General features: G+C 47.4%; 26 protein-coding genes. 9 read left to right on the top strand and 17 right to left on the bottom strand.

Going from position 1 to position 22112, the window contains the following annotated elements:
* Positions 1-51: 51 nt before the first annotated feature.
* Positions 52-792 (top strand): MBL fold metallo-hydrolase, encoded by a 741-nt coding sequence (locus TRQ2_RS01265; RefSeq protein WP_012310412.1) that lies wholly within the window; start codon positions 52-54, stop codon positions 790-792.
* On the opposite strand, the gene fliY is transcribed toward TRQ2_RS01265, so the two are convergent.
* From fliY to TRQ2_RS01315, 10 genes are read right to left on the bottom strand one after another with little or no spacing between them, the layout of a single operon-like run.
* A complete protein-coding gene (gene fliY, locus TRQ2_RS01270) occupies positions 782-1822 on the bottom strand; it encodes a flagellar motor switch phosphatase FliY (RefSeq protein ID WP_012310413.1) in 1041 nt (346 codons plus the stop codon). The genes TRQ2_RS01265 and fliY overlap by 11 nt on opposite strands.
* Complete coding sequence (gene fliM / locus TRQ2_RS01275) at positions 1819-2805, bottom strand: flagellar motor switch protein FliM (RefSeq protein WP_012310414.1); 987 nt, start codon at positions 2803-2805, stop codon at positions 1819-1821. Before fliM ends, fliY begins: the two co-directional genes overlap by 4 nt.
* 9 nt (positions 2806-2814) lie before the next feature.
* The gene (fliL, locus tag TRQ2_RS01280; protein WP_012310415.1) at positions 2815-3324 is read right to left on the bottom strand and encodes a flagellar basal body-associated protein FliL; all 510 of its coding nucleotides are present in this window, start codon (positions 3322-3324) and stop codon (positions 2815-2817) included.
* A gap of 9 nt (positions 3325-3333) precedes the next feature.
* Complete coding sequence (locus TRQ2_RS01285; RefSeq protein WP_012310416.1) at positions 3334-4200, bottom strand: flagellar motor protein MotB; 867 nt, start codon at positions 4198-4200, stop codon at positions 3334-3336.
* A complete protein-coding gene (locus TRQ2_RS01290; protein ID WP_011942927.1) occupies positions 4200-4988 on the bottom strand; it encodes a motility protein A in 789 nt (262 codons plus the stop codon). The genes TRQ2_RS01285 and TRQ2_RS01290 overlap by 1 nt, the downstream gene beginning before the upstream one ends.
* Positions 4989-4992: 4 nt before the next feature.
* A complete protein-coding gene (locus tag TRQ2_RS01295; protein WP_011942928.1) occupies positions 4993-5196 on the bottom strand; it encodes a flagellar FlbD family protein in 204 nt (67 codons plus the stop codon).
* Positions 5197-5202: 6 nt separating this feature from the next.
* The gene (locus tag TRQ2_RS01300) at positions 5203-7455 is read right to left on the bottom strand and encodes a flagellar hook-basal body complex protein (protein ID WP_012310417.1); all 2253 of its coding nucleotides are present in this window, start codon (positions 7453-7455) and stop codon (positions 5203-5205) included.
* Positions 7455-8129 (bottom strand): flagellar hook assembly protein FlgD, encoded by a 675-nt coding sequence (locus TRQ2_RS01305; protein WP_012310418.1) that lies wholly within the window; start codon positions 8127-8129, stop codon positions 7455-7457. The genes TRQ2_RS01300 and TRQ2_RS01305 overlap by 1 nt, the downstream gene beginning before the upstream one ends.
* The gene (locus TRQ2_RS01310; RefSeq protein WP_012310419.1) at positions 8126-10150 is read right to left on the bottom strand and encodes a flagellar hook-length control protein FliK; all 2025 of its coding nucleotides are present in this window, start codon (positions 10148-10150) and stop codon (positions 8126-8128) included. The genes TRQ2_RS01305 and TRQ2_RS01310 overlap by 4 nt, the downstream gene beginning before the upstream one ends.
* The gene (locus TRQ2_RS01315; RefSeq protein WP_012310420.1) at positions 10147-11061 is read right to left on the bottom strand and encodes a MotE family protein; all 915 of its coding nucleotides are present in this window, start codon (positions 11059-11061) and stop codon (positions 10147-10149) included. Before TRQ2_RS01315 ends, TRQ2_RS01310 begins: the two co-directional genes overlap by 4 nt.
* Positions 11062-11569: 508 nt before the next feature.
* Here TRQ2_RS01315 and TRQ2_RS01325 point away from each other — a divergent pair.
* Positions 11570-12169, top strand: a complete 600-nt coding sequence (locus TRQ2_RS01325; RefSeq protein WP_012310422.1) for a hypothetical protein — start codon at positions 11570-11572, stop codon at positions 12167-12169.
* On the opposite strand, the gene TRQ2_RS01330 is transcribed toward TRQ2_RS01325, so the two are convergent.
* Both TRQ2_RS01330 and TRQ2_RS01335 read right to left on the bottom strand, forming a co-directional pair.
* Complete coding sequence (locus tag TRQ2_RS01330) at positions 12166-13299, bottom strand: DegT/DnrJ/EryC1/StrS aminotransferase family protein (RefSeq protein ID WP_012310423.1); 1134 nt, start codon at positions 13297-13299, stop codon at positions 12166-12168. The genes TRQ2_RS01325 and TRQ2_RS01330 overlap by 4 nt on opposite strands.
* Positions 13296-14066: a TatD family hydrolase gene (locus TRQ2_RS01335; protein ID WP_012310424.1), complete on the bottom strand. Its 771-nt coding sequence runs from the start codon at positions 14064-14066 to the stop codon at positions 13296-13298. The genes TRQ2_RS01330 and TRQ2_RS01335 overlap by 4 nt, the downstream gene beginning before the upstream one ends.
* Positions 14067-14229: 163 nt before the next feature.
* Between TRQ2_RS01335 and cysE the strand changes: the two genes are divergently transcribed.
* The 5 genes from cysE to TRQ2_RS01360 are packed head-to-tail and all read left to right on the top strand — an operon-like array spanning position 14230 to position 17896.
* Positions 14230-14892 carry a serine O-acetyltransferase gene (gene cysE, locus TRQ2_RS01340; RefSeq protein WP_012895999.1) on the top strand — a complete coding sequence of 221 codons (663 nt, stop codon included), beginning with the start codon at positions 14230-14232 and terminating at the stop codon, positions 14890-14892.
* A complete protein-coding gene (gene cysK / locus TRQ2_RS01345; protein ID WP_041434266.1) occupies positions 14807-15682 on the top strand; it encodes a cysteine synthase A in 876 nt (291 codons plus the stop codon). Before cysE ends, cysK begins: the two co-directional genes overlap by 86 nt.
* Positions 15679-16110: a DUF123 domain-containing protein gene (locus TRQ2_RS01350; RefSeq protein ID WP_012310427.1), complete on the top strand. Its 432-nt coding sequence runs from the start codon at positions 15679-15681 to the stop codon at positions 16108-16110. The genes cysK and TRQ2_RS01350 overlap by 4 nt, the downstream gene beginning before the upstream one ends.
* A complete protein-coding gene (locus tag TRQ2_RS01355; protein WP_012310428.1) occupies positions 16049-17617 on the top strand; it encodes a ribonuclease J in 1569 nt (522 codons plus the stop codon). The genes TRQ2_RS01350 and TRQ2_RS01355 overlap by 62 nt, the downstream gene beginning before the upstream one ends.
* Positions 17618-17650: 33 nt before the next feature.
* Positions 17651-17896 (top strand): acyl carrier protein, encoded by a 246-nt coding sequence (locus tag TRQ2_RS01360; protein ID WP_004081111.1) that lies wholly within the window; start codon positions 17651-17653, stop codon positions 17894-17896.
* A gap of 6 nt (positions 17897-17902) precedes the next feature.
* Here TRQ2_RS01360 and TRQ2_RS01365 read toward each other — a convergent pair whose 3' ends face one another.
* The 5 genes from TRQ2_RS01365 to TRQ2_RS01385 form a co-directional block, all read right to left on the bottom strand.
* Complete coding sequence (locus TRQ2_RS01365) at positions 17903-18838, bottom strand: hypothetical protein (protein ID WP_010865178.1); 936 nt, start codon at positions 18836-18838, stop codon at positions 17903-17905.
* On the bottom strand, positions 18829-19620 hold the full coding sequence (locus TRQ2_RS01370; RefSeq protein WP_004081113.1) for an S-adenosyl-l-methionine hydroxide adenosyltransferase family protein: 792 nt from the start codon (positions 19618-19620) through the stop codon (positions 18829-18831). Before TRQ2_RS01370 ends, TRQ2_RS01365 begins: the two co-directional genes overlap by 10 nt.
* A gap of 159 nt (positions 19621-19779) precedes the next feature.
* Complete coding sequence (rd, locus tag TRQ2_RS01375) at positions 19780-19941, bottom strand: rubredoxin (protein ID WP_004081114.1); 162 nt, start codon at positions 19939-19941, stop codon at positions 19780-19782.
* Between the two features lie 10 nt (positions 19942-19951).
* Entirely contained in the window at positions 19952-20347 is a 396-nt protein-coding gene (locus TRQ2_RS01380) for a class II SORL domain-containing protein (protein WP_004081116.1), read from the bottom strand.
* 12 nt (positions 20348-20359) lie between these two features.
* Positions 20360-20872, bottom strand: coding sequence for a rubrerythrin family protein (locus tag TRQ2_RS01385; protein ID WP_004081119.1), 513 nt, complete (start codon positions 20870-20872; stop codon positions 20360-20362).
* Positions 20873-21153: 281 nt separating this feature from the next.
* Here TRQ2_RS01385 and TRQ2_RS01390 point away from each other — a divergent pair, with 281 nt between their 5' ends.
* Positions 21154-21684, top strand: coding sequence for a cupin domain-containing protein (locus tag TRQ2_RS01390; RefSeq protein WP_012310429.1), 531 nt, complete (start codon positions 21154-21156; stop codon positions 21682-21684).
* A gap of 24 nt (positions 21685-21708) precedes the next feature.
* A complete protein-coding gene (gene speD, locus TRQ2_RS01395) occupies positions 21709-22101 on the top strand; it encodes an adenosylmethionine decarboxylase (RefSeq protein WP_011942943.1) in 393 nt (130 codons plus the stop codon).
* Positions 22102-22112: the final 11 nt, after the last annotated feature.

Here is a 22112-nt window from a genome sequence, read left to right on the forward strand (position 1 = left end):
TCATTGTGTAGAAGAATACTCTTGGAGAATTATACTACACGAGGTGAAAAGATGATCACGAATCTTTCCGACAGAGTGTTCGTGATAGGAACAGGAACGTCGGCGAACAGTGTGCTTGTCTGTGGAAAGAAATTCTGTGTACTCTTCGATTCAACACTTTTTCCTGAAAAGGCAAGGAAGATCAAAGAATTCACCACAGAAATTCTGGGCAAAGATATTGCTGTTGTTTTCAACACGCATTACCATCCTGACCACACCTTCGGGAACGAGGTTTTTGACAGGATCATATCCCACAGTCTCACCAGAAAAGCCCTGGAAGAAATGGATGAAGAGTACATAAGAAAGATCGGAGTGGAGGTTTCTTTGAAGTTTCCAGATGAGACCTTCTCCGAAAGAGAAAATTACAGATTTGGAGACATCGTGGTGGAAGCGGTTCACCTGGGAGGACACACTCCGGATTCTTCGATCTTCGTTTTGAAGAACGAAAAAATCGTCATCTGCGGGGACCTTCTGACAACCGGCATCCATGCTGAAATAGTCACGGACAGTGACCTCTTCGAATGGATAGAAGCGCTCAGCGAAATCGAAAAAATACGGGCAGATTACTTCGTACCGGGTCACGGAAAAGTGGGCACCATCGAAGATATCAGGAACATGAAAAACTACATCTCAAAAGTCCTGCGCTTCAGAGAAGGCAGTATAAAACACTCAGAACTCCTGGAAGACCCGAATTTCATCAACAGGGAACACCCGGAACTTCTGACCTGGGGACTGGAAAACATCATTCGTTGAGAAGCTCGAGCCTTTCTTTTGGACTCACGATCTCTGTTATCCTCACCCCAAAGTTTTCATCTATCACGACAACTTCTCCGCGGGCGATGAGCTTTCCGTTTACAAGGATATCCACAGGCTCGCCCGTGAGTTTGTCCAGCTCTATTATAGAGCCGGGGATCATTTCCAGAACTCGTTTCAGGGTCATTCGCGTTCTTCCAAGTTCCACTGTGACTCTGAGAGGAATATCGAGAAGCAGTTCCAGCTTGTCACTCGGTACTTCGGTTTTTCTGGTTTCAGAAGGTTTCAACTCGGCGAATTCTACCGGTTCGACCTTCACCTTTTTCTCCTCTTTCTTTTCTTCTTTTTTCTCACTGCCTTTAGCTTCGGATTGTTTTTTCGTGAAATACTCGTACATCTTCTTCACCAGATCGGCGCTTATCACCTGGTAGAACTTCGACTTCGGAAGTCCCTCTATCTCCATTTCGAATTCGACAACGGCAACATCTTTCTCCGGATTGTCGGTCACCGGTGGAAACTGAGTGCTTGGATCATCGAAATTCAATATCTCCACCTTTGGCGGAGAGATATTGATGGTTATTCCCAGAAGTTCAGAAAGCGACGTTGCAGCGCTTCCCATCATCTGATTCATCGCTTCTCCAACCGCACTGAGTTTGATCTCGTCCAGTTCCTCGGTTTCTACCTCTCCACTTCCCCCCATCATGAGGTCAGCTATCACTGCCACGAGCTTTTTATCGAGGACAAGTACGTTTAAACCTTCGAGCCCCTCCGTGTATTCCACACTCACCACTACCTGCTCACCACTGAAGTCACTCTTGACGTTCTTCATCTTTTCTTCCCGAACAGTTGGAACGGTGATGTGAATATCCCTTCCGAGAATCATCGAGAGCGTCGTGGCAGCACTCCCCATTGCGATGTTTCCTATCTCGCCTATCATGTCCTTTTCTTCGGGAGTGAGGACACCACCAGTGTCAGAACCGCTAAGAAGCTTGTCTATCTCTTCCTGAGAGAGGAATTCATGTTCCGTCATTCGTATTCACCTCCGTTGGTGAATTCACCGGTCACCTTCACTGCGTACTTTCCCTTGAACGTTCCGGGAATTCCCCTGAACTTGGGCCTTCCCTCAACGTCTATTCTTATCTCATCTTTGTAGTGAGTGCCGAGCCTTATGACGTCTCCCACTTCCAGATCCAGAATTTCCTTCAATCTCAACTCAGTTTCTCCTATCACCGCCTGGACAGTCACAGGTATCTTTTGGGAAGCTTTTCTGAGCTCTTCCATTCTCTCTTCAACTTTTTCGGGTTTTCTTCCCATCATCCAGAATCGATCTGAAAGTTTCTCAAGCAAAGGTTCAAGAAGTGAAAACGGCCAGCACACGTTGATAAAGCTTGTAAATTCGCCCCAGGAAACGGAGGCGGTTACAAGAAGAACGATTTCATTGGGCGGCACGATCTGAACGAATTGAGGATTCGTCTCCACATTCTCTATCGAAGGAATGAAATATTGAAAATCACTCCAGGCCTGAGCAAGAAGGGTTAACATGTTGGTCACTTCTTTTCTCATTATGGAGGTTTCTATCTCCGTGGGAGGTCTGTTTGGAGGGTTATCGCCGGGACCTCCCATTATGATGTCGAGCATGGTATAGAAGAGATCCAGCCTCATTTCGAAGATGGCGCTTCCCTCAAAAACATCGCCGGTGAAGATAACAATGAACGAAGGTATCATCACGGATCTTATGAATTCCTCATAAGTAAGCTGATCTATGCTGATTTCGACATCCACAAAAGTTCTCAGCCTTCCTGAGAGATACGTAGAGAGGGCCCTCCCGAAGTTTTCGTGTATCATCTGAAAGGTTCGAAGCTGTTCTTTGGAAAACTTGCTCGGCCTCTTGAAATCGTAAGGCTTAACCTTTTTCTCCTCTTCTTCCTTCAGGAGGTCCTCTTCCTTCAACTCACCCTTCATCAGTGCCTCGATCAACTGGTTTATTTCTTCCTGGCTGAGAACATCCGACATGTTACCACCTCACTCGGTGGTTGCGAACGCTTTGATGTACAGGTACACATCCAGAACCCCGTATTTCTCCTTATCACCAACGAATCCAGTGATCGTGTTCACCGCATCTCTTATTTGACGCTTCAACAGTTCTAGCCCCGGAACGGTGCTCAGTTCACTCTTATCTTTGCTGAGAAAGATCATCATGAGCGCATCCATGATCTCGTCATTCTTCTCAGCTACAGCCGCCCTGCAGGCATCGCTTCCCACACTGAAAGAAAGAGAATCTATCACGACTACGTCCCTTCCTCCTTTGAGAAGGAAGGTCTGGTTTTCCCCCTGCTGAATGAGAACCGCCTTTATCCTGACGGGGGTCGAAGGTACGTTTTCACCCTGCTTGCCTTGATTCGAACCAAGGAACATGGGCAGCAAAAAATACACTGCCACGGAAACCACAAGCGGAACAACAATGCTCGTGATCAAAGACGCACCCATTCGACGTTTTGGTTGTTCTTCTTCTCTTCTTTCTTCTTCTGCCATTCTTTCACCTCACAGTTTCTCTCGTTTTATGAGGATATCTATTCTCCTGAATTCTCTTCTCAATCTATCCAATTCCTGCTGATATTTTTCTTCCAATTTTTTCAGTTCCGATTCGTATTCCGATCGAGAAATTTCCCCGTTTCTGAACCTTTCATTGATAAGTGTTTTCTCGACGTTGATCTGGTTTTCAAGATCCTGGATCTTTTTCTTTATCTCCCTGTCTCCAAGCCCTATTGGGTAGAACCTGTCAGGATTGTAGAAAAGATCGATGTTGAAACGTCCAAGCTTTATGTCTGCAGCCCTTTCGATCATTCTTTTTTCCTTCAACTCGGTAAGGAAGAAATTCACCACACTCGCTGCTCTGGCGCTCGAAAGATGCCAGTTGGAGACATATATTGAATTTGGAAGAGGCAATCTGTCGTCCGCGTAACCGTAAACCTCAAGAACGTTCGTGGTGTGCTCTATGACTATCTGCCCCACCTTAGCCAGCAGTTCTTTGGCTTCCGCTGTGAGCTTGGCGCTTCCCGGCTCAAAAAACACCATGTCCTTCAGAACGATCAGTGTTCCTTCGTCTCTCTCTTCGACCGTGATCTTTCCCTTATATTCTTCGGACAATCTCATGAGTTCTTGATATATTCCTCTTTTCGATGTGATCAAAGGTTCTTCGTTTATACTCCTTCCACCCATTAGGACGCTCGGTGGGTTTCCACTCAACGCAATTCTGAGTCCCACCGCCACCTGCTGGAACTTTCCGGGACTGATAGTGGACATCGAGATCAGAGCCACAAAGAACGTGAGAAGCAGCGTCACCATGTCCGAATAGGTTGTCATCCACTGTGGACTTCCTTTCTGCTCTTCTTCTCGTTTCTTCGCCATCACGCAGTTGCCTCCTGAGAAGCCGCTTCGTAAGCCTGTCTTTCTTTCTCAGGGAGGAACGATTTGAGTTTTTCCTCGAGGATCCTCGGGTTCTCTCCTGCCTGGATAGAAAGAACAGCCTCCAGTATCATTCTTTTTTCCAAAACCAGAATATCTCTTCTCTTTTTGATCTTTTCAGCCATGGGAAGAAAGACACCGTTGGCCAGAACTGCACCGTAGAGTGTCGTTATCAAAGCAACCGCCATAGAAGGTCCCAGTGTTTCTGGATTGTTCAAGGATTTGAGCATTTGAATGAGTCCGATCAGCGTTCCAATCATACCGAACGCAGGAGCGTACGCCCCTGCAGATTCCAAAACAGCCCTTTCTCCGTCGAGTTCCTCCTCGAAGAGTTCCATTTCCGTTTCCATCATGTTCCTCAGAAGATCTGGATCTGTTCCGTCAACCACAAGCTGGAGTGCCTTTTTCATGAATGGATCTTCTATACTCTCCAGATTCTCCTCCAGAGAAAGCAAACCTTCCCTTCGTGCTTTTTCGGAAAAAGAAACCATCGTTTGAATCAGAGAAACGTGATCGAGCTTTGGCTCTTTCAGAGTTGAAAGCATGATGTTCACGATCTTGAAGGCTTTGTCCTTCGGATGAGCCACCATGGTTGCTGCGATAGAACCAACAACGGTTATGAACAGTGAAGGTATGTTTATGAACGCTGCGAAGTCTCCTCCACCCGTCAGGATTCCTATGAAAAGAGCCGCTATCACAAGAACCAAACCCATCAGGGTTGCAAGGTCCATAGGATCACCTACCCTGGTTTTTCCACCAGTTGAAGATCTTTCTCTTGTATTCTATCACCTTTTGAACAACCTCCTCTGCGGATTCCTTCACGATGTATTTTTTACCGTTTATGAGGGTGATCGTTGTGTCGGGCAGTGCTTCTACGGTTTCTATCAAATCGGCGTTCAGGAAAAACCATCTACCATCTATTCTGGTCAACCTGATCATCTTTCATCATCTCTTGATGTTCACAAGTTCGTTCAGAATCTGATCGGCTGTCGTGATAACACGCGCGTTCGCCTGGAAACCTCTCTGTGCGACGATCATCTTGGTGAACTCTTCCGCAAGATCCACGTTGGACATCTCAAGGGCACCGGGGATCAAAATTCCTCTTCCACCGCTACCGGGGGCTCCTATCTTTGGAACGCCGCTGTTGGCAGACACGACGTAGAGCGAATTACCAACCTCTGAGAGTCCCGAAGGATTGTTAAACACTGCGAGGGCGATCTGTCCAAGAACGTCGGTGAGTCCGTTGCTGAAGGTTCCTATGATCTCTCCCTGCTCGTTTATGGCGAAGGATTCCAAAACACCCATCGGATTTCCATCCTGCCATGGAATGTTCAGAGTGCTGTCGCCGGAGAACTGAGTTGCTCCGGAAAAATCAGCTGTTATTGTTACCACCCCATCTCCACTCTGACCTGCATCAAACTGGATCGTTCTAACCTCTCCAGAGCTGAGATTGTATGAAGAGTCCAGCCCTCTGTATTGAATGGGTCTTCCTGATTCATCGAAATCTATCAACCCCGCTACATAGCCACTACCACCGTCTTCATCGATCAGTGAGATCGGTTCTCCACTATCCGTATACGCTCTCCAGATCCAGGCGTTCTTGAAACTTTCTGAACCAATAGTGGTGTTTCCAAGTCTGACAAATTCATAGTAAACGGTGTACGCGTTTCCAAGAGAATCGTAAACCTGGACGGCGGTGGTGTACCTTGGAGAAGTGTAATCAGTTTGAACGAAATTCGTCGGATTGTCTGATTCGTAGAACCTGGGCTCACCGGAGGTAGGAATGACAAGTTCAGCACCGGGTGCTATTGTGAGAGATGATGATAAAAACGTTACTGTGTAATCGTTCCCGGAAGTTATGTCAGAATCGGAAATTGTGAAACTACCATTTGAAACTGTGGTCGTTCCGTTGTAGACTTCATTCCCAGAAGAGTCTCTAACTATCACCTGATAGTTTCCATCAGAAAGTGTGGTGGTCCCTTCGATGATTCCGTTGGCTGTTGTGGTCTGAGATTCAGAATAAAGAATCACCGTGTAATCGTTCCCGGAAGTTATGTCAGAATCGGAAATTGTGAAATTGCCACCTGAAACATCTACCGTACCACTGTAAATAACATTTCCAGAAGAATCCAGAACTGTCGCATTGTAGTTTCCATCTGAAAGTGTGGTGGTTCCCGAAAGGCTGCTATCAGTGTTGGCTGTCACAGTTTGGTAATCAGAATTAAGCATTACGGTGTAATCATTACCACCGACAATATTGGGATCAGAGATTGTGTAACTACCATTTGAAACATCCACTGTACCATTGTAGACCACATTCCCAGAGTTGTCTAAAACTACCGCCTGGTAAGTGCCATCTGAAAGTGACGTGCTCCCCGTGATACTTCCATCGGTGGAAGCTGTTATAACCTGAGATTCAGCGTATATCCCCGCTTCTTCTATCCTTCCAAACTCGTTGAACACCGCATAACCACTCACGTCCGCCGTTCCATCGTTGTTAACATCGATTCTCATCGTGTACCTTTGAGAGGAACTGAAAGGGTCTGTTCCAAGGTCTCCGGCTGTCTTTTCGAACCACACCCGAACGTCGTGATCAACTCCGCTGTCGTCCGTCAGGGTGATGGTGAAAGAGCCAGGTCCCACGTTGGAGTTGAGATTTCCTTCAAATCTCACGTTCGACGTTTTCTTTGCGGGCATCGTCATTCCTGCACTGATAACAAGATCTCCGATCGGTCTGTTGGTGTCTATGTACCTTTCGCCCGTTTCGGGATCCTGAACGGCCGTCCATCCCTGAACCTTGTAACCCGTTGATGTCTGAATCAGATTTCCATTGCTGTCCAGTGTGAATGCCCCCGCCCTCGTGTAATAGTAGGCGTTACCATCGGATACGATGAAGAAGCCATCGCCCTGTATGGCAAGGTCTGTTTTCACACCCGTGTTCTGGAACGAGCCCTGCGTCATGATCTTGTCGATACTGGACACCTGAGAACCAAGACCTATCTGCATGGGATTTGTACCGCCCACGTTTTCCTGAGAAGATCTTCCCGCCTTGATCGTCTGAGCGAGCATCGTCTCGAAATTCACCCGTGACGCTTTGAAGCCAACTGTGTTCACGTTGGAGATGTTGTTTCCTACAACATCCATCGCTACCTGGAAGTTTTTGAGACCCGTTATGCCACTGTAGAGTGATCTCATCATCACGCATCACCCTCCTGAGAAATCTCCAGGATAGAATCAACAGGATAGAGTGAACCGTTCACAAGAACGAATCCCTCTCCATCCTTTATCTGAACGGCTTCCACCACTCCGCCTTCCATTCCCCCTATTTCCTCCAGTCCGCTCGATGTGAGTTTATAAATATGGTAAGTGTAACTGCCATCTTCAACACTGATCCCGCTGTCATCTCTTCCATCCCACTGCCAGGCGTGAACTCCCGCCTGAACAGTTCCAAGATCTTCTGTTCTCACCACTTTTCCGTTTTCGTCAAGTATTTGAACCACAACATGTGCATCTTCATCCACGTTGAATATGATGCTGTCTGACTGACCGTCTACAAGATTTACCGTGTTGTTCTTCACCACGACGTACTTTCCTATCAGAGAAGCAAGCTGGGCTGGGTTCACACTCGTCTGAGCTTCGACGAAATCTTTCACCGCACTGGTGAGGTTTGTGATCTGTTCAAGGCTCGTGAGCTGAGAAAGCTGAGATATCATGTCCTTCGTTTCCATGGGCTCCAGTGGATCCTGCATTTCCAGTTCTTGAAGAAGGAGTCTGAGAAAAGCTTCCTTGTCGAGAGAATTACTCGAAGAGCTGGAATTATTTCTTACTCCTGTAAGAGAAGAAAGGTATATACCGCTCATGTCGTAGATCACGTTTTCACCTCCTGGATGAACTCCTCAAATAGACTGCCCGAAGTTTCACGTTTGTGGTTTTTGCTTTCTCTTTGCTGCCTTTGATTTCCCTCTTTGTTCTGATTTTCCTGATACAGGTAGTCTTCTTCCTGTTTTTCTACGTAGACCTGCACATCGAATCCCTTTTCGTTGAATCTTTCGATCAGCCGTGGTACGTCATGTTCTAAAACGTGCTTGGCTTCTTCTGTCTGAACTTTGAACACTATCTTCAGCTGGTTCTCTTCCTTTGTTATGGTGATCTCCAGTTTTCCTAACTCCGGTGGTTCAAGGTCTATGACGGCCCTTTCTGTCTTGTGGTAGTACATCTGTTCCACAAACCTTGGTAGATGAACAGTCTCTGTTCTTTTCAGTTCGGGGAGTAAGTAAACCTGCTTCGCCCTTTCCTGAGACAGAAACTCCAACGCCTCTCTGTTTGTTATTTCTCTGTAACTTTCGATTTTTCCTTTCTCTTCGTACCTCATTTTCATTTCCATTGGCTGATTCTTCTCTCGGTTTTGGGAGGGCGGTTTTTCAGAAGTTTTCTCCGGAGATACCTTGGAATTGTTTTCAACAACCTTCTGACCATCAAATCTGTTTGCGGGGGGTTCTCTCCTCACCGAAGAAGTTTCACTACGGTCGTTCAGTACGTTTCTGGTGTTCTTTTCTGGAGAGGAACCATCATTTCTGAATGACAGGACGGTTTCTCTCAAGCTGGAAGAGGTTTTCTCTGATAGTTCTTCTGTGTGAGTATCTCCTCTCTTTGTGAAAGAGTTGATTTTCTGATTTTCTCTGGAATTCTCGGAATTTTCATTTACGAGATTCAAACCAGTATCGTCAAAGCTCGCCTGTGAAATTCTTTGATTGTTAACCTTCCAGACCTTTTCTCCATCACCGTTCGATGATTGTTGCTTTTCGTCTGCAGAGAGAAGCGGAACAAAACTGAGTTTGGACATTTTTATTTCATTCCCGATATTTCCCGTAATCCTTTCTTCAGAGAGTTCGTTTTTGATACCCGTTGTCTTTTCAAAGTCTCTTGATAGCTTCGCCGTATCGGAATTCTGAGGAAGAGATCTTGCCTCGTTGAAAATCGGCTGTCTTGCTGAGTGCTTCGTTTCTTTATCTTGAGCGGAAATTGGTTGTTCCTTGAAAACCTTCGTAGATTCCGATTTCAAAGAAGACTCAGCAGGTGTTCTAAAAGAACTCGAAAGCCTTTTGTTCGATTCACTCCGAAAAGTCTCTGATTCCGAGTACAAGATAGAACGGTGTTTCTTTTCGAACGAAATCTGACTTGCACTTTCTTTGTTCTCTGAATCTTTCACCAGAAAACCGTTTTCTTTCTTTTCTTCATGTTCAGTGGAAGTCAAAAGCTTTTCCGTTGAAATATCATGTGTTCTGGATTTGAAAATCCCTTGCTCACTTTTTCGGTACTCATCATGATTTTCATCAATGAGCTGTTCTAACTTTTCGTTTCTTTTAGACATTTCTTCCAAAACATGTTTTTCACTGGATTTATCATCGGTTGTTTTGATCTCTTTGCTCAGCTTGCTCGAAGATGAACGTCCAACTTCTTCTTCCCGTTCTTTCTGATCCTCAGAGACATTCTGAAGCCTTTCCGAAAACTGTCCATCCAGCATCTTTTCCAAATTCACATCTTCCTCAACCGACATCGAAATGTGCTGAGCGCTGACACTGTCGAGATCGTCCAGCGTGTTCCTTTTCACCTTTTTGAGGACTTCATCACGGTTTTCAGTAGATTCTGACTTTACCTTTTCCTGAACATTCAGAAGGTCAATATCATTATTCTTTTGACGTTCGCTTTTCTTTCCAGCGATCTCTTTTTTCTTCTCATATGTGGAATCAATCATTTTTCCCTTTCTCCCCAGCGATTTCATCAGGTCCTTAACAGACTGAGAGAACAGACCCGCCGCTGATTTCTTTTTTAATTCACCTTTTTCCTCTGCTGTCTTGATCATCGCAAAAAGAGAAAATTGTCCTACCTTCACTTTCTCTCCTCCAGAAGATCCGGAGCGTTCTGAACTATGTACTGAACCAGAACAGAAGCGTGTTCCCTATCCATCATGGAAAGAACCGTTCTCAAAGTTTCTGGATCCACATTCTCCCTTCTCAGGAAATCGACGGCTACCTCTGGTGTGATGTTGTTCAAAGCGTCCGCCACCGATTTCAAATAGGCTTCTTTCTGAAAAAGCTGAGATTCTTTTTCTGTCATCTGTTTCACCGCTTCCTGAGCTTGTTTAACCAGCATTTCGAGCCTTTCAATGGTGCTTTCCACACCCACCATGAGTTCCATCACCCGTGCGGCTTTCTGTGGGTTGACACCGGAGAGCGCCTCGAGAAACTCTCCAGCGTACTCTGGATCGGTTCTTTTAAAGATCACAGCGAGCGTCTCATCGTCCACCTCATTGAGTGCGCTCGCAAGATTTCTCGGATCAGCGTTCAAAAGCACGTTGATAAGCTCGTCTACCTGCTTCTTGTAGGATTCCAGCCTGTTTTTCTCCTCGAACAATTGATTCTTGAGGGATTGAATATCTTCGATCATTTTCTCAACAACGTTTCTTTGCGCTTCCAGCACCTTCGCCTGCTCTTCGAGTTCTTTTTCTTTGCTGATCAATTCGTCTATCTTCTGGTTGTATATCTCTATGTATTTCTGATAAATTCTAGAGTAGTACTCAGCGGGACTTTCCGCTTTGAGAGGCTGATAGTTGATTCTGTCTTTCAAAAACGGAACCTTGGAAGCAAGAAAAGCGATATAACTCCTCCAGTCTTCAAAAGGAGAAACTCTTCCACCGTACAGCCTGTTTATTTCAAAGGAGATGTAGCCGTACATGAACAGAATCAAGAGTATCAGAAACGTTATTAAAAAAACAACGAAAAAACCTCTTCGTTTTCCAGGCAAGGTCCATCTACCTCCCTCGGTTTCATACTTCTACGGGAGATCTATCTTTTCCTAAAGGATGGTAAAGTATGGTAAAACAAAAGAGGGAAACAAATATGGGCAGAATACTCGTGATAAAACGAAGCAGGGAAGTATTTTATATCGATAGAAAATCGATCAAATCCTATTTGAAAATCTCCTCTTCCGGAAAGAAATACCGTGTGAAGATCGTTCTGAGAGATCCTCGTGGTAAGATCTTTTCTGATGAGAGTGAAGGGCCCAGAACATCCCGGAACCTTCTCAAACTCATCGGAGAAGCGGTAACAGAAGCTTTCATTAGACGACATCAAAGAAGTCGCTCTCGCAGAAAGAAGGTTCGTTTTTGCTCATCTCACACTCTCGAAGAATGGAAAAGAAAACTGGCGAATCGGTGCGGCTCCTCTGGAAAAAGATCTTCTCCAGAGCGTTGTTTTCGTGGTAATAGATGCTCTGGTAAAATAGTAAAAAACAGTGCGTGGGGGGTATTTGGATGAGCAGCGCAAAGACACTGGAAGAAGTCATATCAAAGATATCCGGGGTCATCTCCGCCAAGGTGATAGAGGAAGACGGTCAACCCAGAGAAATCCACGTCATAGCAGATCCTTCCAGGAATCCAAAACAGATCGTTCGCGATATCGAAACTGTTGCCCTCGCGTCTCTTGGAATGAAGATAGACAGAAGAATCATCAGCATTGCCCAACTGAGTCAGGGAAGGTTCTCTCCTTCGCAGACTTATGAGATCACCTCCATAGAGGTAAAAAACCTCGACAGGAAAAAGCAGGTGAAAGTCACAATACGCAACCCTCTCGAAGACGAAGACATGGTGGGTGAAAGTGCGGGGCCTGGAACATCCACGAACCTTCCAAGGCTCGTTGGAGAAGCGGTGATAGAGGCTTTCAATCCTGAATATTCCGTCTCGGTGGACGACGTTCAGAAGGTCTTTCTGGCTGGAAGAGAGTTCGTGCTCGTCCACCTCACGATCCAGGACGAAGATCGAGAAAGAACGGAAGTTGGGGTTGCACCCCTCGAAGGAGACTTTTTGAAATCAGTGGCCACGGCCACGCTCAAGGTGGTAAAAGATCTCACCTAAAAAAAGAGCGCTATCGTGTCAACGACTTCTTTTATTTCGTCGTCCCTCAGTTCTGGAAACATGGGAAGCGCAAGACTTCTTTTTGAAAGTGATTCGGCCACTGGGAAATCCCCTTCTCGATATCCCAGATCTTTGAAGCACTTTTGAAGGTGGAGAGGTAGGGGGTAATAAACCGCCGTCTGAATACCTCTCTCTTTCAATCCTTCTCTGACTCTCTCCCTCACCTCTTCACTTTCGAAGATCACCACATATTGATGGAAAACGTGGTACCTGAAGCCTTTCTCCTCCACACGGGGAAAGACCATCGGCAGTTTTTTCTCCTCGAACAGCTCCTGGTACGTCCTTGCCACCCGTATTCTCTCTTCTGTCCACCTTTCCAGATACCTGAGTTTCACTCTCAAAATCGCGGCGTGTATCTCGTCGAGCCTCGAATTGTATCCCACCTCTTCGTGGAAGTATTTCTTTCTTGCACCGTGCACTCTCAGGATCCTGCTTTCTTCCGCTATCTCATCGCTGTTCGTCACGATCATTCCGCCGTCGCCGTAAGTCCCCAGATTCTTCGTGGGAAAGAAAGAGAAAATCGCCGCATCCCCTACAGACCCACTTTTTCTGATCTCACCACTCGAGAACTTCCACTCCGATCCCATCGACTGAGCACAGTCTTCGAGTATCATCACTCCGTATTTCTCCCTCAAAAAGCTCAGCGCCTCAAGATCCACGGTTCTACCGAAGAGGTGAACGGGAATGACAACCTTCACTTTCTCTTTTTTCAGAACGTGTTCGAGCTGGTTCAGATCTATGTTGAAGGTGTTCTCGTCCACATCCACGAAGATTACCCTGGCACCGAGTCTGTAGGGTGCGCTCGCCGTGGCAAAGAAGGTGTAGGGTGTTGTGACCACCGTATCTCCCTTTTCCACCCCCATCGCCCTCAGCGCTATGAGAAGCGCATCGCTTCCACTCGCAACACCAACACCGTGCTTCACGCCGATAAAACTGGCGATTTCTTCCTCGAGTCTTCTCACGTTCTCTCCGAGAATCACCCTTCCCGAAGAGATCACCTTGTCTATCGCGTTCAAGATTTCTCCCCTGATTCTCTCGTACTGCCTTGTGAGATCAAAAAGGTGGATCATTCCTTCACCTCCAGAAAGATCCTTCTGGCGTTCTCTGTGGTCACCTCATCCACTTTCGCTTCAGGCACATCCAGCACCTGCGAGATCGTTTCCACGACGTACTTCAGGTACTTCGGTTCGTTCCTTTTTCCCCTGAACGGCTGTGGTGGAAGAAAAGGACAGTCCGTCTCCAAAACGATGTGTTCAAGGCCCACTCTTTTAACCACTTCTCTCAGAGTCTCGTTCTTCGGATACGTCACAGGGCCTCCTATTCCAAGCATAAAGCCGAGGTCTACAAACTTCTTCGCCCACTCGTAGTTCGAAGAAAAAGCGTGAATCACACCTCGTTTCTCTGGAAGCGGTTCTGATCTGAGTATCTCGTACGCCTCGCTGTACGCGTCTCTGATGTGAACAACGAGGGGAAGGTTCAACTTTCTTGCGAGTTCGATCTGTTCAACGAAGACCTTTTTTTGGACTTCGGCTGGAGAGATGTTCCTGAAGAAATCGAGTCCCGTCTCACCTATAGCGACCACCTTTTCATCTTTCGCGAGTTTTTCGAGCTGTTCTATGAAATCTTCGGGAACTTCCTTCGCGTCGTGTGGATGCACACCTAAAGAACAGAAGATGCGATCACTTGTCTTTGAAAGATCGAGTGATTTCTTCGAATCTTCGAGGTTCACACCCACGTTCACCACAAATTCAATGCTGTTCTCTTCAAAGCTGTAGATGATAGCGTTTCTGTCGCCGTCGAACTGGTGAAAATGAAGATGCGTGTGCGTGTCCACCATTGAAATATCCCTCCTCCTGTGTTAATATACTACACAAAGGCTTTTGTGAAAAAAGTGAAGAGGTTCACCTTTTTGTGATGAAAAGGTTTCTTTGACCTTAACAATTAGGTTGATATAATTCTATTGGATCAAACGATCTGGAGGTGGTGGATATGGTATCGGGATGCGGTTGTTGTTCAGAAAGGTTGGTGAGTTCTTCAGGGATTTCGTGAGTATTTTCAAGCACATATCAGAGGATCTTGAGATGTACCTCAAGCTCGATCCCGCCGCAGAGAGTAAGCTTCAGGTGTTTTTCTTCTACGCTTCCTTCCAGGGTCTTATGTGGTACAGATTCGCTCATTTCTTCTACAAGTGGAAATTGAAAGTCCTCGCCTACCTCATTTATTACTTTGTGCGTGTTGTGTTCTCCATGGACATCCATCCAGCGGCAAGAATCGCTCCGGGAGTGGTGATAGACCACGGTATCGGTGTGGTCATCGGAAGCACCGCCTCGGTGGGAAGGGGAACGCTCATCTACCACGGAGTCACTCTCGGGACGAGAAAGCCGTGCTCCGGAAAAAGACACCCTGACGTGGGTGAGAACGTGATGATTGGAACGGGAGCGAAGATCCTCGGCCCGATAAGAGTTGGAAACAACGCCGTTGTGGGTGCGAACGCGGTCGTCCTCGAAGACGTTCCAGACGGAGCCGTTGTCGTAGGTGTTCCTGCAAGAATAGTCAAGTGGAGGAGGGATTTCTGCGATGATGGAAAGACTGATAGGGAGCACTCCTATAGTGAGGCTCGATTCGATAGACTCGAGAATATTCTTGAAACTGGAAAAGAATAATCCCGGTGGCAGTGTAAAGGACAGGCCCGCCCTCTTCATGATTCTCGATGCGGAAAGAAGAGACCTTCTCAGGAACGGCATCGTGGAGCCAACGAGCGGCAACATGGGAATCGCCATAGCGATGATTGGAGCAAAGAGAGGACACAGAGTGATCCTCACGATGCCCGAGACCATGAGTGTTGAGAGAAGAAAGGTCCTGAAAATGCTCGGGGCGGAACTCGTTCTCACACCAGGGGAACTGGGAATGAAGGGTGCCGTGGAAAAAGCGATAGAGATATCCAAAGAAACCGGTGCACACATGCTCAACCAGTTCGAAAATCCCTACAACGTCTACTCTCACCAGTTCACCACAGGTCCGGAGATCCTCAAACAGATGGACTATCGGATAGACGCCTTCGTTGCGGGAGTGGGAACGGGAGGTACGATCAGCGGAGTGGGAAGGGTTTTGAAAGGCTTTTTTGGAAACGAAGTGAAGATAGTAGCGGTGGAACCAGCGAAATCTCCCGTTCTCTCTGGAGGCCAGCCGGGAAAACACGCCATCCAGGGCATAGGAGCGGGCTTTGTTCCGAAGATCCTGGACAGATCCGTGATTGACGAAGTGATCACCGTGGAGGACGAAGAGGCCTACGAGATGGCAAAGTACCTCGCAAAGAAAGAGGGAATCCTTGTGGGAATCTCCTCCGGTGCCAACGTCGCAGCCGCTCTGAAGGTAGCCCAGAAACTCGGGCCAGACGCGAGGGTCGTGACCGTTGCACCGGACCACGCGGAAAGATACCTGAGTATCCTATGAAGGGAACTTACATTCTGCTTTTGAAACTCGAAGAGAGTGTTGCTTTGAGGTATGGAAAGAAAACATCTCATCTGGAACCAGGTTACTACGCCTACGTAGGATCCGCGATGGGGGGATTCTTCAAGAGGATCCCCCGTTATTTTCTCGGTCCTAAAAAGAAACACTGGCACATCGACTACCTGCTGGATCACGCACAGATCGCCGGGTTGATAATGTTCAGCGGAAGAAATATCGAAGAGGAGATCTCGAATGTGTTATCATATCATTTTGAAGGAATAGAGAGCTTCGGTGCGAGTGACCTCAGGGTGAAAACCAACCTCTACCGCGTTGATCCCGACAAACTCTTTTCTCTTCTGGGGGGGTTCCGTGAGAATAGAGATACTCGACGGGCACAGAAACATAGGGGGAAACAAAATCAGAGTGGTTGATTCTGAAAACGACGGTTTTCTGCTGGACTTCGGGTTGAACTTTTCCAGATGGGGAGAGTTCTTCGAGGAGTTTTTGAACCCCAGAACAGGTAAGATCCTTCATGACCTGCTGAAGCTCGAAATGGTTCCCCGGCTCAACATTTACAGGGACGACCTCTTCGATGGAAAGTTCGAAGATCCTGTGAACCACGCCTTTCTTTTTTTGAGCCATGCGCACGCGGATCACACCGGAATGGTGGGCCTCATAGACGAAAAGATCCCCCTCCTCATGACCGGCGAAACCTTCGCTGTGATGAGAGCCAGTGTGTACACGAGCAACTCAAACGTTCTGACTCAGCTCGGTGGAAAGAAAAGAAGAAAGGCCTCAGATAAAGATCTGGAAAACGGAATCCGCGAAGACCTCACGGTGAGCCCGGGAAATTCGAAGAGCGCGGAAAGATTGACAAGACGCGTTTCTTTTCCTAAAGAGGTCGAACTCAACGACGATTCAACTGTTGTCGATATGAACTCCCTGTGGAAGAACGAGCTGTTCGTTGAACCTGTGTACCACTCCGTCATAGGAGCCGCGGGCTTTGCGGCAAGGGTGGACGATCTCTGGCTCGCTTACACCGGAGACTTCAGAACGGGTCCCGAGACAGCAGAAGAAGAGCGCTACTGGCTGGACACTCTCGGTGAAAAGAGACTCGCGCTTTCTCTCAGGACCTCGAGATTTTTTGAGAATCTGAAAGACAAGCGCCCGCTCGTTCTCATCGTTGAGGGAACCAGAGTCACGAGGGAAGAGAACGTGGAGAACACGGAAAAGGACGTCTTCGAAAACGCGATGAGAGTTTTCAGGGGGACGAAGAATCTGATACTCGTAGATTTTCCCATCAGACACCTGGAGAGGCTCTTCACCTTCCTTAAGGTCTGCATGGAAAACGACAGAAGACTCGTTCTCATGCCAAAAGACTACGCCTATCTTCTCGAGATGGAACGAGTGGAACCACTCTGGAAGCTGACGGATGAGGAAAGGTCCTTCGTTCGTGTGTACCACCCCGGGAAGGTCACCTACATAAACCTCGAAAAAGACGCACTGCTTCGAGCCAGAGAGGAAGGGATCCTTCTCTCACCAGAGGAGATAAACCTGCATCCAGAAAAACACACCATGGTTGCGGGATACTGGGACTTCCCGCACATCCTCGATCTCGACGAAAGAGTTCTGAACGGCGCCGTCTATATCCACTCAACGAGCGAAGCCTACACGGAAGAGCAGGAGATCGACGCAAGGCGCTTCATGAACTGGCTCAGGTACTTCAACATAGTTCCTTTCGGTATAAGAGAAGTGAACGGAAACATCGTCTTCACAAAAGAGTTCCACGCCTCGGGCCACGTTTCTCCTCAGGGTCTGGAAAAGATTTTGAACGAACTGAACCCGGATTACATAGTGCCCGTTCACACCCTGAATCCGGGCTGGTTCGTCGAGCGCTGGGATGAAAGGGTCTTACTTGAGAATGTGATTGTGTTATAATTTTTTTCGACACTTCTAAGAGGAGGTGGAAAAGTGGCGAGCAGAGAGGAGATCTTTTCAAAGGTGAAGAGCATAATCTCTGAAAAACTCGGAGTGGATGAGTCACAGGTCACAGAGGAGGCAAAACTCATAGACGATCTCGGTGCGGATTCCCTCGACCTTGTCGATCTCGTGATGGATTTTGAAAGCGAGTTCGGTGTAAAGGTGGATGACGCCGATCTTGAAAAGATCTCAACGGTCGGCGACATCGTCAGCTACATTGAAAAGAAATTGGGGTGAGCTCGCTCACCCCTTTTCTATCTCCTCCGGTGTTAGGACCCTAACCCTCCTGGGAAGACCGTGATCTCTGAACCTGTCACCGCTCAGAACCACCGCGTCCATGGTGTTCGCAAGGGAGATGATGAGGCCATCCGCTGGAGATTCGAAGAGAACGTTCGGAGAGTTTTTCCACCTTTCGAATCCCTTCCTCTCGTGAACTGGCAGCACGAACTCCGCGTTCCTGTCGAAAACGATCCTGTAGGGAAAGAAGAACTCCCTGAAAACAGCAAGCCTCTCAAACACCTCGTAGATGTAAGAGACGGAGAGTCCTCCACGCCAGAGCAGGTTGCTTCCATCGATGACGATCGGTGCAGAAGGGTTTCTGATGATGGCAGAAAGAATGTACGGGTGAACGTTCAGCGTTCTCACGGATTCCTTTCCTCGAAGATCGAGCAAGGAGTAGAAGTATCTCAACTCCTCAATCTCACTCTCTGATAGTTTCTCAATCGAAAGGTTTCGAACTCTCTCCAGAAGATCCGTGTTCTCTCTTTTTTCTTCCTCTTCTTCCGCTTCTTCGAGATGAAGGTAGAGCTCCATGAAATCCTTCTTTCCAAGTTTCACCCTAAGTCTGTTGGCTTCTTCGATGAACTCTTTCACGCTTTCGGCTTTCAGCCTCTTTTTGAGCCTCTCTGAAGGAAGGGGATACTTCTTCGGCAGGTACCAGAAGAGGATCTCAAGAGTGTCTATCTCACTCACTCCAAGGAGTTTCGAAGAAAGCTTCAAGTTCCCCTTCACGGCCTCCTTGATAGCAAGCTCAAAGATGTCAGCCGGCACGTCCACCCTGGAAAGCTCTCCAAGGAAGATTCCTCTCAGTATATTCAGGTCTTTCTCCTTCCAGCCTCTTCTTTTGAGAAGACTCAGAAAATCCTGCCTTGCCTCAAGAAGAACCTGTTTCATCTGCATATCTCGATCTCGTCTCCTTCTTTAACCGAAAGCACCTGACTCGCGTCTCCCAGATTCACGGCGATTTCGAGGAAACCTGCGCTGTCTGGATGAACGAGCAGTTCTCCCGTGTCCACATCTCCGAAGGCCTTCGCGACAGCCGCTTTGAACTCTTTTCTTCCCACTCTCACTCTCACCACGTCGTCGAAATCCACACTGAGCTTCAAAAAGAGATCGAAGGGAATGTTCGTCGACACGTTTCCGAAGGTGTCAACTATCGCCACTTCTCCGATGACTTTCTCGTTCTCGACAACAGGCTTTCTCATCTTGAGAACCTCGTACGAGAGCAGTCTGTCTCCCACTCTCTCCAGCGGAAGTCCCATGTCGAGGTGGGCGGCAACCGGTGCGAAGATGTCCCTTCCGTGGAAAGTGAAGGAAGGATTCTTCTTGTAGAAGAGCTCTCTGTTCTCTATCTCTCTGATCTCGGCAACTCCGTATTCTTCAGCTACAACCGTGAGAACTCCGTTGTCGGGTGCCACGAAGTACTGGTCGTTCTTGGTCTTCATCACGATCGCCTTTCTTGAAGTTCCAACGCCGTAGTCGACAACCACAAGAAAGACGGTGGAAGGAGGAAAATCGAGGGAGGCTCTGTAGAGAACGTGACTCGCCTTTCTCACGTTGAAAGGTTCTACTTCGTGCGTGATGTCGATGATCTCCGCGGAGGGGTTTATCCTCTTGATCACCGCCTTCGCGACTCCCACGTAGTGACTCTTCAAGCCCCAGTCTGTGAGAAATCCGATCATCTTTCTCCCCCCAGATTTTTTGTTTGTTTATCTACTTTATGGTATTATTATAACGAGAGTTATCATTTTCTTTTCGGATCCCGCCCGAGCCCGCCGGGTCGTGGGGAAAGAGAAAGGGGAGGGCCAGCCTCCCCTTTCTCTGACGGTAAGACTTCCAGATCACTCAACCGGTTCAAAATCCTCCTTCGAAGCTCCACAGAGCGGACAGACCCAGTCGTCTGGAAGATCCTCGAAGGGTGTCCCCGGTTCGATTCCGCTGTCGGGATCTCCTTGTTCAGGATCGTAGATGTAACCACAGAGTTTGCACCTGTACTTCTTCACAGAACTCACCTCACTCTTCAACAGTGATCTTTTGACTGCTTTCCCAGAGGCCGTGTATGTTGCAGTAGGAGAGGGCTATGATCGTTCCCGATCTGTTCAATTTTACCACGGTTGTGACAGTAGGCTCTGTGTAAACAGCGCCGATGTTCGGCCCCTGAACGGACTCTCCGTGCGCGTTGAACTCGTACCTTCCCACCTCGTAAACGTATGGATCACCATCAGGTTGGAAGAAAACTTTGATCCACCTGATGTGGTGTTCTGTTGTGTTCGGGTGCGGGATCTCCTTTCCCACGGTAACCACGATTTGAACTTTTTCGTCTTTTTTCACCTTCTCGGGTGCTTCTATGACCGGAACGTGCTTTTCCTTCTTGAAATCTTCCGTCTTGATGAAATCAGAAAGTTTCATGCTATCCCTCCTTTAAATTGAAAATTCCCTGTAAGCGCTCTTCGGTGCTCCGCAAACCGGACACTTCTCTGGTGGCTCTCCTTCAACGGTGTGACCACAGACGGGACAGATGTAGATCTTCTCAGCTGTGTAGTCTTCTCCCTTTTCCACGAGTTCTTTGGCCTTTTTGTACATCTCCGCGTGGATCTTTTCGGCTTCCCAGGCGAACTTGGTGCTTCTTTCCGCTCCTTTTTCTTCCTGGAACTGTGCGACGGTGTTGTAAACCGGGTACATCTCATCGATTTCGAAGGTTTCACCGTCGATGCACTGCTGGACGTTTTCGGCCATCTCTTTGTAGATCTTTCCGAGTTCTCTGTAGTGGTTCCTCGCGTGGACGTACTCCGCGTACGCGATCGCCCTGAAGAGATTCGCGAGTTTCTTCAGTCCCCTCTGCTCTGCTTCATCCGCGAAGATCAGATACTTCATGTGCGCCATGCTCTCCCCTGCGAAAGCGTCCTCAAGGAACTTCTTCGTCATCTCTCTCATACTCTGCACCTCCCTATTTCCATGGTATTTCCTGGATTTATTTTACCACATAATTATAAACTGTAATGATTTTGAATAGTTACATTAAACGATGAGGCTGTTCTAATTGAACTGAGAAAAGATTGCGATCTGCTTTTAGATCATTCCTCCAAGATAAGTTACCTTAATGTAACTTAAGTAACACAAAATTAACCTTGACAACGAAAGGGGGGTGGGTATAATAATGTCTGTGATACTGAACAAGTTTGTCAACTATAGTGGACAAAGGAGTTGGGAACTTTGTGAGGATCGGAGAAAAACTCAGGAAATTAAGGCTCTCAAAAGGGCTCACACAAGAAGAACTCGCAGAACGCACAGATCTTTCAAGAAGTTTCATTTCACAGCTCGAATCGGATAAGACATCTCCATCCATAGATACTCTTGAAAGGATCTTAGAAGCACTGGGTACAGATTTGAAGCACTTTTTCTCCGACGTGGAAGAAGAGAGGGTTGTGTTCAAAAAAGAAGAGAGAGTTCCGGTCTACGACGAGCCAGAGGGTGTGAAGAGTGAGATTCTGATGAGCGGTGTGGAAGACAAAGAGATCGATCCGATTCTCGTAACACTGGAACCCGGTGCACAGACGGAGGAAGAATCGTACCATGAAGGTTCGGAGTTCGGCTTTGTGATCCAGGGAAGGATAGATCTTTACCTCGATGACAAACGTTACAGGTTGAAAGAGGGAGACTGTTTCTACTACAAAGCAGACAAAAAGCATTACGTAAAGAATTCGGGAAAGAAGAAGGCGGTGTTACTCTGGATCATGATTGACTAAAAATTTCAGAGGGGAGGGATTAACATGAAAAGTCTGGGAAGGCACCTGGTGGCGGAATTCTACGAATGTGACAAAGAGGTTCTTGACAACGTGCAGCTGATAGAACAGGAGATGAAGCAGGCAGCCTATGAAAGTGGAGCAACAATAGTCACGTCAACGTTTCACAGGTTCCTCCCCTATGGGGTGAGTGGTGTGGTGGTGATATCCGAATCCCACCTAACCATTCACACCTGGCCAGAGTACGGGTACGCTGCTATCGATCTCTTCACCTGCGGAGAGGATGTCGATCCCTGGAAAGCCTTCGAACATCTGAAAAAAGCGCTGAAGGCAAAGAGAGTTCACGTGGTGGAGCATGAAAGAGGCAGGTACGACGAGATAGGAATACCCGAGGACTCGCCACACAAAGTCACCGTTTGAGGAGGTGGAAA

This window comes from Thermotoga sp. RQ2, assembly GCF_000019625.1.
In the GTDB taxonomy this organism is placed as follows: Bacteria; Thermotogota; Thermotogae; order Thermotogales; family Thermotogaceae; genus Thermotoga; species Thermotoga maritima.